The sequence below is a fragment of the Pseudomonas sp. 02C 26 genome (assembly GCF_002843585.1).
In the GTDB taxonomy this organism is placed as follows: Bacteria; Pseudomonadota; Gammaproteobacteria; order Pseudomonadales; family Pseudomonadaceae; genus Aquipseudomonas; species Aquipseudomonas shirazensis.
In genome coordinates this window covers 1,856,077-1,869,801 of record NZ_CP025262.1, presented here as the reverse complement: position 1 = coordinate 1,869,801, position 13,725 = coordinate 1,856,077, and the positions used below count along the sequence as shown (strand labels likewise).

The window sequence follows — 13,725 nt, the reverse complement described above, 5'->3', positions numbered from 1 at the left end:
GATCAGGCGACTGCGCGCTGCATGCGCACGAAGCAGTCGTCTTCGCCCATCTCGAGGAAACCCTGGCGCAGGTACAACTGCCGCGCCGGGTTGATCTTGAACACCATCAGCCGCAGCAAGCCCAGCTTGCGCTGCGCGGCCATCGCAGCCAGCGTTTGCAGGGCCCAGGTGCCAACGCCGCGGTTGCGCTGCTCGGGCACCAGGTGCAGTTCGCGAATGAACAGCGCCTGGCGATCCTGACTCAAGCTGCAAAAGCCCAGCACAGTCTCGCCTTCCATGACAAGCCACTGTTCGCGCCAGCCCCAGGCCTGGTCGAAGGCTTCTTCGATCCAGCGCAGGCCGAATGCCTGATAGTACGGCAGCATGGCCTGGCGGGTGAGATCCCGCGCAAAGCTGCGGTAGCTGTCGCTGGCGCGGATCAATTCAAAGGCCATCGAACACCGCCGCGGCACGGGCCTGTCCATCGCCTGCAAGCTGTTCAAGGATCCATTTGCCGGCCATCATCGCTCGCTCCTGTAGCACTCAGTGCGCTCAGCTCGGAATCGTCAAACCGCGCTGTACCGCTGGCCGAGCGAGGAAGTTGTCCAGCACCCGCTGCACGTCCTTGAACTGCTCGAACTGCACCAGTTCGCGTGCGTTGTAGCGGTCGACCAGGTTGCGCACCCAGGGAAAGATGGCAATGTCGGCGATACTGTAGTCGTCGACCATCCAGTCCCGGCCGTGCAGATGCCGATCAAGCACCCCGAGCAGCCGCCGCGATTCATTGACGTAGCGATCACGTGGGCGCTTGTCTTCGAAGTCCTTGCCGGCGAAGAAATGGAAAAAGCCTACCTGGCCGAACATCGGCCCGATGCCGCCCATCTGGAACATCAGCCACTGCAGGGTCTGGTAGCGCTGGGCCGGGCTGACGCTGAGCAATTGCCCGCTCTTCTCGGCCAGGTACTGCAGAATCGCGCCTGACTCGAACAGCGCCAGCGGCTGGCCGTCCGGCCCGTTGGGGTCGAGGATGGCCGGGATCTTGTTGTTGGCACTGAGCGAGATGAATTCGGGGCTCAGTTGCTCTTCATGTTCGAAGCTGACCTTGTGCGCTTCATAGGCCAGGCCAATCTCTTCGAGCATTATCGACACCTTGACCCCATTTGGCGTTGGCAGCGAATACAGCTGCAGGCGCTCGGGATGCGCGGCTGGCCATTTGTGGGTGATAGGGAATGCGCTCAGATCGGTCATGGTCGCTAGCCTTTGTGCGTAGGAATGACACTGTAGGGCACAAAGGCCAGCACTGACTATCTCCCGTTGCAGGAGATCGGCTGCATCAGGACGCGGCCGGCGACCGCGCCTGTTAACGCGGTCGCGAACAGCCAGGCCGGCGGCGTATGCCACTGGCTGGCAGTCTTGCAGCGCTGTATGAATCGAGGGGCCGCTGCGCGGCCCTATCGCGACACAAGGCCGCTCCTACAGGGGCCGCGTTGTGTCGGCGATCAAGGGGCTAATCCAAAACGCTCAATCACCCGAAACCAGAATCGAGGAACGCCCCGGCCCACCTCGACGCCGCGTAACCGCAACCAGCAAGATCAACGCCGTAACCCCAGCAGTCATCAACGTCTCATACCGATAAGCATCACTGAGCAGCATATACCCCAGCACCATCACAATCGTCCCGATCACCAACCAGGTCAGCCACGGGAACAGCCACATTTTCAGTTCCAGCACAGTCCCTAGCCGATCCGCCCGCCCACGCATGCGCAATTGTGAAATCGCAATCACCAGATACACGAGCAAAGCAATCGCCCCGGTAGTGGACAGCAGGAAGCCAAACACCTTTCCCGGGAACACGTAGTTGACCAGACACCCGACAAAGCCCGCCAAGGTTGACAACAGCACCGCTACCGTCGGCACGCCATTACCCGACACACGCCGCACCATAGCAGGCGCCTCCCCCCGCGAAGCCAGCGAGTAGAGCATCCGTGAAGCCGTATACAACCCGGAGTTCATGCAACTGGTAACCGCCACCAGCACCACCAGGTCGACCACCAGTTTCGCCCCCGGCACATTCAGCACCTCGAGCGCCCGCTGGAACGACCCCACCGCCTTCAACGCAGGATCGTTCCACGCTACCAGCGACACCACCAGGAAGATCGACGCGAGATAGAAGATGCCGATGCGGTACACCACTAGGTTGGTGGCCCGGCGAATCTTGTCTTTCGGATTGGCCGTCTCATCCGCTGCAATGGTCACGATCTCGGCGCCAAAGAACGAGAAGATGGTGATCAGCACCCCACCCAGCACCGTGCCGAAGCCGTTCGGCATAAACCCGCCGTTCGCCCACAGCTGGCTCACACCGCGTGTCTCGGCCAATGGCCAGAAACCCAGCACCGCCATCGTGCAAACAACGATGAATGCCACAATGGCGATCACCTTGATCAAGGCGAACCAATACTCGAACTCACCAAAGTTCTTCACGCTGATCAGGTTGGTGCACGACAACACCAACATGATCAGAAATGCAAACAACCATGACGGCACGTCAGGGAAATACGCATGCAGGATGTCTGCCCCGGCAATCGCCTCGACCGGAATGATCAGCACCCAGAACCACCAGTACAGCCAGCCGATGGTAAAGCCAGCCCAAGGCCCGATCGCCTCACTGGCATAGGTCGAGAATGAGCCGCTGTTGGGGTTGGCGATGGCCATCTCACCGAGCATGCGCATCACCAGCAGCACCAGCAAGCCGGTCATGGCGTAGGAGATCAGAATCGCCGGCCCTGCCGTGGCGATTGCGTTGGATGAGCCGATGAACAACCCCGCGCCGATGATCCCGGCGATCGAAATCATCGACACCTGACGCGAGCTCAGACCATGTTGCAAGGACCGCTGTTTCTTGTTTTTTAGCGAAGCCATGGAAAACCCTCGAGTGGGTCGGCCGCCGCTCGGGCGGCTGAACTTGGAGCAGAATTCGTACAATGCAAACGTGCATCTAGTTGTTGTTCTGTACGTACCGAGGCAGGCCTTTTGGTTATCCAGACCTACCCGGCCGCGATCATTGATCCACGTCAGTATTGATCTTTGGTGGAGCCCCAACAAACGACCTTTTTGCAGCACATGATTCCGCAAGGGAATGAACTCATGCCGAGATGACCTGACCGATCGGCCAAAAAATAAAAACCATCAACCACCTTGAGCCAGCGGTTTACGCCACGGTGCAAGTCACGGCTGAAAATTCAGGAATCAGGGGAATGACCGCAATCGAATTATTCGTTTGTGCGTGGGCGATCAAAGCGCTTGGATAGTCAGCAAAATCGAACAAGGTACGCGTGCCCCCATGAATCAGGAAAGTATCAGCCAGTCCATTTCCATCGTTCACCCCATCACACTTTCCCATGGCCTCAATGCGCATGTCTGGGATACCGACGGTAACGGCTATATCGACTTCGTCGGCGGCATCGGCGTGCTCAACCTGGGCCACTGCAACCCGGCAGTAGTTGCAGCGATTCAACAGCAGGCCGGTCGCTTGACCCACTATGCGTTCAACGCTGCCGCCCACGGCCCGTACCTGCAACTGATGGAGCAACTGAGCAGCTTTGTGCCGCTCAGCTACCCCATGGCCGGAATGCTTACCAACAGCGGCGCGGAAGCTGCCGAGAACGCCCTGAAAGTCGCCCGCGGCGCCACCGGCAAGCGCGCGATCATTGCCTTCGACGGCGCCTTCCACGGCCGCACGCTGGCCACGCTCAACCTCAATGGCAAGGTCGCACCGTACAAGCAGCGGGTCGGCGATTTGCCGGGCCCGGTCTATCACCTGCCCTACCCCAGCAATGACACCGATGTCAGCTGTGAACAGGCGCTCAAGGCCCTGGACCGGCTGTTCAGCGTCGAACTGGCAGTGGAGGATGTGGCTGCTTTCATTCTTGAACCGGTGCAGGGCGAAGGTGGCTTCCTCGCGCTTGATCCGACGTTCGCCCAAGCCCTGCGGCGCTTCTGCGATGAGCACGGGATTCTGTTGATCATCGACGAGATTCAATCCGGCTTCGGCCGTACCGGGCAGCGTTTTGCCTTCCCGCGACTGGGGATCGAACCCGACCTGCTGCTGCTGGCAAAAAGTATGGCCGGCGGTATGCCGCTGGGCGCAGTAGTGGGCCGCCGGGAGTTGCTCGCAGCGTTGCCCAAGGGTGGCCTGGGTGGCACCTATTCAGGCAACCCGATTGCCTGCGCAGCGGCGCTGGCCAGTCTGGCACAGATGACCGACGCCAATCTGGCGACCTGGGGCGAACGCCATGAGCAAGCTATCGTCGGCCGCTATCAACGCTGGAAGGCATCAGGGCTGTACCCGTCACTGGGTCGTTTGACCGGGGTCGGCGCCATGCGTGGCATCGAACTGGTCAATGCCGACGGCACGCCAGCCCCGGCGCAGCTGGCCAAACTGCTGCAAGCGGCGCGCAGCAAGGGGTTGCTGCTGATGCCCAGCGGCAAGGCGCGCCATATCATTCGCCTGCTGGCACCACTGACCATCGAGGCAGAGGTGCTCGAAGCAGGCCTGGATATCTTCGAGCAGTGCCTGGCCGAGCTGGGCTGAGCTGAGCTGGGCTGAGGCTTACAGGCCGAGCTCTTGCGGGGTAAGCATGTCGGACTCGAAGGCGATCCAGCCGCCTTCGAGTTCGGCGTGACCATTGACGATCGGGCCGTAATAAACCAGGCCGTTCTCCAGCGTCACACAGATGTGCGTGGCAGGTTTTTCCGGGGCCGCCAGTGCAGCGACGAAATGCACCTTCTTCAAGGTCTCGGTCACAGCCTCGATGCCAACCCGCATGTTGACGTTCTCCGATGCTTCAGTGTCGCCCCCGCGGTCTTCGCTGCTGACGGTGATGGTGGCGATGTACGGAAACTTGTTCAAGCGACTTGCCTCATGGGTTGGGATCGGCGCGCGGGCACCGGGGGCGATAGGTTACGGCAGCACGCGGCGCCGCGCGAGTGGCAGACGACCGGATGTGCGCGGGCGCCAGCGCGCATGGCCGAAAAAGCGCCGATCTGTTAGGGTGCCCGCCGATGCACGCCACACCACACGAGGACACCGCGTGAGCGCTGAACAACCGATGACCGCCGACCTGTTCGAGGTCGACAAACGCCTTTCCCTCAAGCCCGTCGTGGACTTCAACAGCTACCTGCGCAACGCCTTCGGCGATGGCGCCTGCAGCTGCTACCGCTGCGTCGAAGGCGCAGGCGACGAGAGCAACTACAGCCACCGCCACACCTTCGAGCTGGAAGGCCGCACGCTCAACCGGCGCTTCGCCAACACGGCGGGCAGTGATGTGCTGCAGTACCTGAAGAAGGCCTGGCTGTCGTACACCAAGACCGACATGCAATTGCTCGGCGAGCTCGACCTGGATACCGTCAAAGGCTTCACCGACCCGGCCTTGCATCAACGCCTGCTGGCACTACTACCGGCCAGCGGCCTGGCGCGTGAAGTCGACGGCAAGTGGCAGTTGCAGGCTCAGGCCGACTGACACCGTTCCTCGCATAGCCGGCCATTGGGCTAGCAGGCGGCGTGCCGTCTGCTACCGTGGGAATACCCCTCCCGCGCATTCACCTCAGGTGACTGACCATGGCCCGCACGACCCCCATCGAGCTGTACCGCAATATCGGCATTGTCGCCCATGTCGACGCCGGCAAGACCACCACTACCGAACGCATCCTGTTCTACACCGGCGTCAACCACAAGATGGGCGAGGTGCATGACGGCGCGGCGACCATGGACTGGATGGCACAGGAACAAGAGCGCGGCATCACCATCACCTCAGCCGCCACTACCGCCTTCTGGCAGGGCTCGACCAAGCAGTTCGCCGACAAGTTTCGCTTCAATATCATCGACACCCCCGGCCACGTTGACTTCACCATCGAAGTTGAGCGCTCGTTGCGTGTGCTCGACGGTGCGGTCGTGGTGTTCAGTGCGGCCGACGGGGTCGAGCCACAGTCCGAGACGGTCTGGCGCCAGGCCAACAAGTACCATGTGCCGCGCCTGGCCTACATCAACAAGATGGACCGCCAGGGTGCGGACTTCTTGCGCGTGGTCAAGCAGATCGACAAACGCCTGGGCCACCACCCCGTGCCGATTCAGCTGGCGATCGGCAGCGAAGAAAACTTCATCGGTCAGATCGATCTGCTGAAGATGAAAGCCATCTACTGGAATGACGCCGATAATGGGGCCAGCTACCGCGAAGAGGACATCCCCGCCGAGTTGCAGGCACTGGCCGACGAGTGGCGTGCGCACTTGGTCGAGGCGGCCGCCGAGGCCAACGACCAGTTCATGGAGCTGTATCTGGACGGCCAGGAGCTGAGCAACGAGCAGATCAAGGCCGGCCTGCGTCAGCGCACCATCGCCAATGAAATCGTGCCGACCGTACTCGGCTCGTCATTCAAGAACAAGGGCGTGCCGTTGATGCTCGATGCGGTTATCGACTACCTGCCCGCCCCCAGCGAAATACCGGCCATCAAAGGCACCGACCCGGACCACGACGACCGGCCGCTGGAGCGCCACGCCGACGATAATGAGCCGTTTTCGGCGCTGGCGTTCAAGATCGCCACAGATCCGTTCGTAGGCACGCTGACCTTCGCGCGGGTCTACTCCGGCATCCTCAGTTCGGGCGATGCCGTGCTCAACTCGGTCAAAGGCAAAAAGGAACGGGTTGGCCGTATGGTGCAGATGCACGCCAACCAGCGGGCCGAGATCAAGAACGTCTGCGCCGGCGACATCGCCGCGCTGATCGGCATGAAGGACGTCACCACCGGCGATACCTTGTGCGACCTGAACAAGCCGATCATCCTTGAGCGCATGGACTTCCCCGACCCAGTGATTTCGGTGGCGGTCGAGCCGAAAACCAAGGCCGATCAAGAGAAAATGGGCATTGCCTTGAGCAAGCTGGCCCAGGAAGACCCGTCGTTTCGGGTCAAGACCGACGAAGAAACCGCACAGACGATCATTTCCGGCATGGGCGAGCTGCACCTGGACATCATTGTCGACCGCATGCGTCGCGAGTTCGGCGTCGAGGCTAACATCGGCAAACCGCAGGTCGCCTACCGCGAGAAGATCCGCAACACCTGCGAAATCGAAGGCAAGTTCGTCCGTCAATCCGGTGGCCGCGGCCAATACGGCCACTGCTGGATCCGCTTTGCGCCAGGCGAGGAAGGTAAAGAGGGCCTGGAGTTCATCAACGAGGTGGTCGGCGGGGTCATACCGCGCGAGTACATCCCGGCCATCCAGAAGGGCATCGAAGAGCAGATGCACAATGGTGTGTTGGCCGGCTATCCGCTGATCGGCCTCAAGGCGGCAGTATTCGACGGTTCCTACCATGATGTCGACTCCAACGAGATGGCCTTCAAGATCGCGGCGTCGATGGCCACCAAGCAACTATCGCAGAAAGGCGGCGCGGTATTGCTGGAGCCGGTGATGAAGGTTGAAGTGGTCACCCCCGATGAATATCAGGGCGACATCATCGGCGACCTGAGCAGGCGCCGCGGCATGATCCAGGAAGGGGAAGAGACGCCGGCCGGCAAGGTGATCCGCGCCGAGGTGCCGTTGGGTGAGATGTTTGGCTACTCGACGCAGATGCGCTCGATGACTCAGGGCCGGGCCAGCTACACCATGGAGTTCACCAAGTACGGTGAGGCGCCGGCCACTATCGCCGAGGCGATCATCAAGAAGAACACCGGCAACTAGGCCAGCGGGTTGTTATGCCTGAGCCGCGCATCCACGCCGGCCCAGGCATGGTCAATCAGTGCTGGGCCCCTGCCCGCTTGAGCAGCTTCTTGCAGCGCTCGGACAGGTGCACAACACGCAGATGCTTGCCGGCCTTGCTGTAACGCTCGCGCAAGGTTTGCAACGCCGCCACCGCCGAGTAGTCGACAAAGCTCAGGTGCTTGCAATCCAGCGTCACCCCATCAGGGTCCTGCGTGGGCTCGAACTGGTTGAGGAACGCCGCCGTGGAAGCAAAAAACAGCGTGCCGTGTACCTGATAGTGCTTGTTGCCATCACTATCGACATGGCTGTCGGCGTACAGCTCGCGGGCATGCTGCCAGGCGAAGTTGATCGCCGCAAGGATGATCCCGAACAGCACCGCCATGGCCAGGTCGGTGAATACCGTGACCACGGTCACGGCAATGATCGCCAGCACATCACTGACGGGTACCTTGTGCAACACCCGCAGTGAGGCCCAGGCGAAGGTCTGCTGGGCCACCACGAACATCACCCCGACCAGTGCCGCCAGCGGTATCCGCTCGATCAATGGTGACAGGAACAACACGAACAGCAGGATCATGCCGCCAGCCACTACCCCCGACAGCCGCCCACGGCCATTGGAGCTGAGGTTGATCATGGTCTGCCCGATCATCGCGCAGCCACCCATGCCACCGCACATGCCCGAGACCACGTTGGCCGCGCCCAGGGCCACACATTCACGGTCTGGAAAGCCACGGCTCTCGGTGATTTCGTCGGTGAGGTTAAGGGTCAGCAGGGTTTCCAGCAGGCCGACCATGGCCATCAGCAGCGCATAGGGGGCAATGATTTTCAGCGTTTCAAGCGTCCATGGCACCTGCGGCCAAGCCAACTGCGGCAGGCCGCCGGCGATATGTGCCATCTCACCCAGGGTCCTTGTCGGCAGATCAAGCAGATACACCAGCAGGCCGACGCCGAGGATGGCCACCAGCGCCGGCGGCACGCTGCGGGTCAGGCGCGGCAACACATAGACCACCAGCATGGTCAACGCTACCAGGCCAATCATCAGGTACAGCGGGGTGCCACTGAGCCACTGCTCGCCACTTTTGAAATGCTCGAGCTGGGCCATGGCGATGACGATGGCCAGGCCATTGACGAAGCCAAGCATCACCGGGTACGGCACCAGCCTTACGAGCTTGCCCAAGCGCAGCACGCCAAACAGGATCATCAGCAACCCGCCCAGCAGCACCGTTGCCAGCAGGTATTGCGCGCCGTGCTGTACCACCAGCGCGACGATCACCACCGCCATCGAGCCGGCCGCGCCGGAGATCATCCCCGGCCGGCCGCCGAACAGCGCTGTCAGGGTGCAGATGATGAAGGCGCCGTACAAACCCATCAGCGGGTTGAGATGGGCGACCAAGGCAAAGGCGATGCACTCGGGTACCAGGGCGAAGGAAGTAGTCAGGCCGGCGAGAAGATCGGCGCGTAGTCGGGCGGGTTTCATGGGCTTCCTGAGATCAGTCAATCTGTGCAAGCGCTGGCATCTGGGCGTGCAGCGAGCGGGGGCGCGATGTTACGTAATTTGTCCGGGGGCAACCACCTGTGCGTGGCGACTGAGCGCATTTGACTCAGGTTGTGATCCTCATCCGGCACAACCGTGACAAATTTGCCATCATGTCTGTACTACCTGCGGAGAACTCCAACATGCTGCTACGCCCCCTGCTCGCTTCACTGCTGCTGGCTACCAGCCTTGGCGCCCAGGCCGCCACCGAAGTGCTGCCCTTGCAGCACCGCAGCAGTGCCGAGCTGCTGCCCACCGCGCAGGCCTTTATTGGCAAGGAAGGCAGCGTCAGCGCCTTCGAGAACAAGCTCATCGTCAACGCCAGCCCCGAACGCATTGGCGACTTGCGCGCGCTGCTGCAGCAACTCGACAGCAAAGCCAAGCGCTTGCTGATCAGCGTCGACAACAATGACAGCAACTTTCAGGACAACCGTGGCAATGCTCGGGTGATTCGTTACGGCACCAGCAACCGGGAGGGCGGCCTGCAGCAGATCCAGGCCAGTGACGGCCAGCCGGCGCTGATCCAGGTTGGCCAGAGCGTGCCGATCACCAGCAGCAGCACCGACGGCTACGGCCGCGTGCAGAGCAACACTGAATATCGCAATGTGACCCAGGGTTTTTATGTCACACCCAGCGTCAGCGGCGACACGGTGCGGCTGGCAATCAGCAGCAATAATGATCGAATGAGCAGCGAACGTCCCGATGTAGTGAAAGTGCAGAGCACCGACACAACCGTAACCGGCAGGCTTGGCGAGTGGATTACTTTGGCCGGGTACAACCAGCAGAGCCAGGCTGAACGGAGTGCGTCAAGCCACAGTTACAGCACGCAACGCGGAGAAAACATGACTTTGCGTGTCAGAGTCGACCTTCTCGACTGAACCCAGGCAATTCGAGGCTTCGACCAAAGGCCTTGAAACTGACTGTGGAGTCGCATTAGACCAAAGATGTAGTAGACCAAAAAAAGCACTACAAACCATTTGACAGGCACTTTTTGACAAGGGCATGATGGCCTCGCTCCCGCTAATCAGAGGCCCTGGCAAGGGTCTTCGAGGCGCGCTCCGGCTACCCCTGGAGGCGTCTCGTGTCTATACGGCCCACAAGGCGGTTCGACCGGATTGCGACTGCAACGAGAAGTTGTCCCGAGGGACGGAAGCGCATCACCGCAGTCACCAGGCAAATCCTGTCGCGCCACAGCAAGGCATCCACGAGCCGACCTGTCGCCGCACCTTGCCCGAGCTGCGCCCTCCTTCCCCTTCGAGCCTTGGCGTTCGCCGTCGTACCTCCTTCGAACAGGACAGCCGTCAGGCGCTCTGATCCGCGACTTTTGAGCATCAGCACCACAACTACCCCAAGAATGATGCGACGAGGTTTTAATCACATGGCACTGACACGCGAACAGCAAATTGCAGCCCTCGAGAAAGACTGGGCCGAGAACCCGCGCTGGAAAGGCGTGACCCGTACCTACTCCGCCGCCGATGTCGTTCGTCTGCGTGGCTCGCTGCAACCGGAGCACACCCTGGCCCAGGTTGGCGCAGAGAAACTCTGGAAGCTGGTCACCCAAGGTGCCCACCCGTCCTTCCGTCCGGACAAGGACTTCGTCAACTGCATGGGAGCGCTCACCGGCGGCCAGGCAGTGCAACAGGTCAAAGCCGGCATCCAGGCTATTTACCTGTCCGGCTGGCAGGTCGCCGCCGACAACAACTCGGCAGAGTCGATGTACCCCGATCAGTCGCTGTACCCGGTTGACTCGGTGCCGACCGTGGTCAAGCGCATCAACAACTCGTTCCGCCGTGCCGACCAGATCCAGTGGAAAGCGGGCAAGAACCCGGGCGACGAAGGCTACGTCGACTACTTTGCGCCGATCGTGGCCGACGCCGAAGCCGGTTTTGGCGGCGTGCTCAACGCCTACGAGCTGATGAAGAACATGATCGAAGCGGGCGCCGCAGGCGTGCACTTCGAAGACCAGCTGGCCTCGGTGAAAAAATGCGGCCACATGGGCGGCAAGGTCCTGGTACCGACCCAGGAAGCTGTACAGAAGCTGGTGGCTGCGCGCCTGGCTGCTGACGTTGCGGGCGTACCGACCATTATCCTGGCTCGTACCGACGCCAACGCCGCCGACCTGCTGACCAGCGATTGCGACCCGTACGACCAGCCGTTCGTGCTCGGCGAGCGCACCCGTGAAGGTTTCTATAAAGTACGCGCTGGCCTCGATCAGGCAATTTCGCGTGGCCTGGCCTACGCGCCGTATGCCGACCTGATCTGGTGCGAAACCGCCAAGCCAGACCTGGATGAAGCCCGCCGATTTGCCGAGGCGATCAAGAAGGAATACCCGGACCAGCTGCTGTCGTACAACTGCTCGCCGTCGTTCAACTGGAAGAAGAACCTCGACGACGCAACCATCGCCAAATTCCAGCGCGAGCTGTCGGCCATGGGTTACAAGCACCAGTTCATCACCCTGGCCGGCATCCACAACATGTGGCACGGCATGTTCAACCTGGCGCATGACTATGCGCGCAATGACATGACCGCCTACGTGAAGCTGCAAGAGCAGGAATTCGCTGATGCCAGCAAGGGCTATACCTTTGTTGCGCACCAGCAGGAAGTCGGCACTGGCTACTTTGACGACATGACCACCGTAATCCAGGGTGGCGCTTCGTCGGTGACAGCGCTGACCGGCTCGACCGAGGAAGAGCAGTTCCATTGAGGTAGCGGTTGGTTGATGGAATGAGCAGGCCCAGGCTCCCGGTGAGGGAGCCTGGGTTTTTTTATGGTTAGCGAGAAAGGGCCGACCAGCTCCCAGGCAGCGTATGAGCAAAAAGCCGGATCAGGTCTATGCTCCCAGAAGCGAACAACCCGCCCCAGTACTCACCAGACCATTGATCCAGAGCGGGGCAAACCGTTTAAAAAGCTGCTAGAACGAGAGCCCTTCGCATTTGCAACCAAAAAGCACCGCCAGCAACTTTGCAAGCATCAGACCAAGTAAAATGAACCGCACCACCCCAAACGATATTAATTATCATTACGCAACTTGCATTCCGTTACATGATGCAGGAAACATAATTAACAAAACCAGCCGCAATGCCCGAAAATCAAGGCTTTCAGCCAGTTACAATCGGTTTTTGTAGTTAAACCGAAGAATTAATTTGCCATAGAAATTTTACTTGCTCTTGGTTTACCCATAAAATCAGCGCGATTGATTCAGCTGCGACATTTGGTCACTGCACCCGCGACACCGCGTCGCCGCGTTACTTATTTCAGACTGCAGAGCTGGGTCTCTGTATAAGGATTTCTAGCATGTCGGATTCAGCAGGACTCATCGCCCACAACTGGGGCTTTGCCATCTTCCTTCTGGGTGTCGTCGGCCTGTGCGCCTTCATGCTCGGCCTGTCCGCCCTGCTCGGCAGCAAAGCCTGGGGCCGCGCCAAGAACGAACCCTTTGAATCCGGCATGCTGCCTACCGGCGGGGCGCGCATGCGCCTGTCGGCAAAATTCTATCTGGTCGCGATGCTCTTCGTGATCTTCGATATCGAAGCCCTCTTTCTCTTTGCATGGTCTGTGTCCGTCCGCGAAAGCGGCTGGACCGGATTCGTCGAAGCACTCGTTTTCATAGCAATTCTGTTGGCAGGTCTTGTCTACCTATGGCGCGTCGGGGCCCTCGATTGGGCTCCCGAAGGTCGTCGCAAGCGGCAAGCGAAGCTGAAACAATGAGGCTTTGGCATGCAATACAATCTCACCAGAATCGATCCGGATGCACCCAACGAGCAATATCCGGTCGGTGAGCGGGAAACCGTTACCGATCAATTGCTCGAAGACCAGGTCCACAAGAACATCTACATGGGGAAACTCGAAGATGTGCTTCGTGGTGCGGTCAACTGGGGTCGCAAGAACTCCCTGTGGCCGTATAACTTCGGCCTGTCCTGCTGCTACGTGGAAATGACCACGGCGTTCACGGCACCCCACGACATCGCCCGCTTCGGCGCCGAAGTCATCCGGGCCTCGCCGCGTCAGGCCGACTTCATGGTCATCGCCGGTACCTGCTTCATCAAGATGGCGCCGATCATTCAGCGCCTGTACGAGCAGATGCTCGAACCAAAATGGGTCATTTCCATGGGTTCGTGCGCCAACTCCGGTGGCATGTACGACATCTACTCGGTCGTTCAGGGGGTCGACAAGTTCCTCCCCGTGGATGTCTACGTACCCGGCTGCCCGCCACGCCCCGAGGCGTTCCTGCAAGGCTTGATGCTGCTGCAGGAATCGATCGGGCAAGAACGACGTCCGCTCTCCTGGGTAGTAGGCGATCAAGGCATTTACCGTGCCGAGATGCCTGCCCAGAAAGACCTGCGTCGTGAACAGCGTATTCAGGTCACCAACCTGCGCAGCCCCGACGAAGTCTGATCCAGCGACCTGCCGCCCGCTCCCCCTGGAGCCGGCGGTCTGGCTTCATTCTCTACGTTGACCGAAA

The 13,725-nt window shown here is 60.5% G+C and carries 12 protein-coding genes; 7 read left to right on the top strand and 5 right to left on the bottom strand.

Annotated elements, in window-relative coordinates; genetic code table 11:
• Window positions 1-2: 2 nt before the first annotated feature.
• The 3 genes from CXQ80_RS08540 to CXQ80_RS08530 all read right to left on the bottom strand — a co-directional run bounded on the left by CXQ80_RS08540 (window position 3) and on the right by CXQ80_RS08530 (window position 2,898).
• Window positions 3-434, bottom strand: a complete 432-nt coding sequence (locus tag CXQ80_RS08540) for a GNAT family N-acetyltransferase (protein WP_101318410.1) — start codon at window positions 432-434, stop codon at window positions 3-5.
• Between the two features lie 97 nt (window positions 435-531).
• Complete coding sequence (locus tag CXQ80_RS08535) at window positions 532-1,227, bottom strand: glutathione S-transferase N-terminal domain-containing protein (RefSeq protein ID WP_101318408.1); 696 nt, start codon at window positions 1,225-1,227, stop codon at window positions 532-534.
• 273 nt (window positions 1,228-1,500) lie between these two features.
• The gene (locus CXQ80_RS08530) at window positions 1,501-2,898 is read right to left on the bottom strand and encodes an amino acid permease (protein WP_101318406.1); all 1,398 of its coding nucleotides are present in this window, start codon (window positions 2,896-2,898) and stop codon (window positions 1,501-1,503) included.
• A gap of 421 nt (window positions 2,899-3,319) precedes the next feature.
• On the opposite strand from CXQ80_RS08530, the gene CXQ80_RS08525 reads away from it, so the two are divergent.
• Window positions 3,320-4,570, top strand: coding sequence for an aspartate aminotransferase family protein (locus CXQ80_RS08525; protein ID WP_101318404.1), 1,251 nt, complete (start codon window positions 3,320-3,322; stop codon window positions 4,568-4,570).
• Between the two features lie 18 nt (window positions 4,571-4,588).
• Here the strand turns inward: CXQ80_RS08525 and CXQ80_RS08520 are convergent, their stop codons facing one another.
• Entirely contained in the window at window positions 4,589-4,888 is a 300-nt protein-coding gene (locus tag CXQ80_RS08520) for a hypothetical protein (RefSeq protein ID WP_101318402.1), read from the bottom strand.
• Window positions 4,889-5,069: 181 nt separating this feature from the next.
• Between CXQ80_RS08520 and CXQ80_RS08515 the strand changes: the two genes are divergently transcribed.
• Window positions 5,070-5,498 (top strand): hypothetical protein, encoded by a 429-nt coding sequence (locus tag CXQ80_RS08515; RefSeq protein ID WP_101318400.1) that lies wholly within the window; start codon window positions 5,070-5,072, stop codon window positions 5,496-5,498.
• A gap of 98 nt (window positions 5,499-5,596) precedes the next feature.
• Window positions 5,597-7,708 carry an elongation factor G gene (gene fusA, locus CXQ80_RS08510; protein WP_101318398.1) on the top strand — a complete coding sequence of 704 codons (2,112 nt, stop codon included), beginning with the start codon at window positions 5,597-5,599 and terminating at the stop codon, window positions 7,706-7,708.
• A 55-nt stretch (window positions 7,709-7,763) separates the two neighbouring features.
• On the opposite strand, the gene CXQ80_RS08505 is transcribed toward fusA, so the two are convergent.
• A complete protein-coding gene (locus tag CXQ80_RS08505; RefSeq protein ID WP_101318396.1) occupies window positions 7,764-9,206 on the bottom strand; it encodes a SulP family inorganic anion transporter in 1,443 nt (480 codons plus the stop codon).
• A 200-nt stretch (window positions 9,207-9,406) separates the two neighbouring features.
• Here CXQ80_RS08505 and CXQ80_RS08500 point away from each other — a divergent pair, with 200 nt between their 5' ends.
• From CXQ80_RS08500 to CXQ80_RS08485, 4 genes are all read left to right on the top strand, one after another.
• Window positions 9,407-10,141 carry a secretin N-terminal domain-containing protein gene (locus CXQ80_RS08500; protein WP_101322980.1) on the top strand — a complete coding sequence of 245 codons (735 nt, stop codon included), beginning with the start codon at window positions 9,407-9,409 and terminating at the stop codon, window positions 10,139-10,141.
• 500 nt (window positions 10,142-10,641) lie between these two features.
• Entirely contained in the window at window positions 10,642-11,967 is a 1,326-nt protein-coding gene (aceA, locus tag CXQ80_RS08495; protein ID WP_101318394.1) for an isocitrate lyase, read from the top strand.
• Between the two features lie 590 nt (window positions 11,968-12,557).
• Window positions 12,558-12,971 carry an NADH-quinone oxidoreductase subunit A gene (locus tag CXQ80_RS08490; RefSeq protein WP_101318392.1) on the top strand — a complete coding sequence of 138 codons (414 nt, stop codon included), beginning with the start codon at window positions 12,558-12,560 and terminating at the stop codon, window positions 12,969-12,971.
• A 9-nt stretch (window positions 12,972-12,980) separates the two neighbouring features.
• The gene (locus CXQ80_RS08485) at window positions 12,981-13,658 is read left to right on the top strand and encodes an NADH-quinone oxidoreductase subunit B (protein WP_101318390.1); all 678 of its coding nucleotides are present in this window, start codon (window positions 12,981-12,983) and stop codon (window positions 13,656-13,658) included.
• Window positions 13,659-13,725 lie beyond the last annotated feature (67 nt).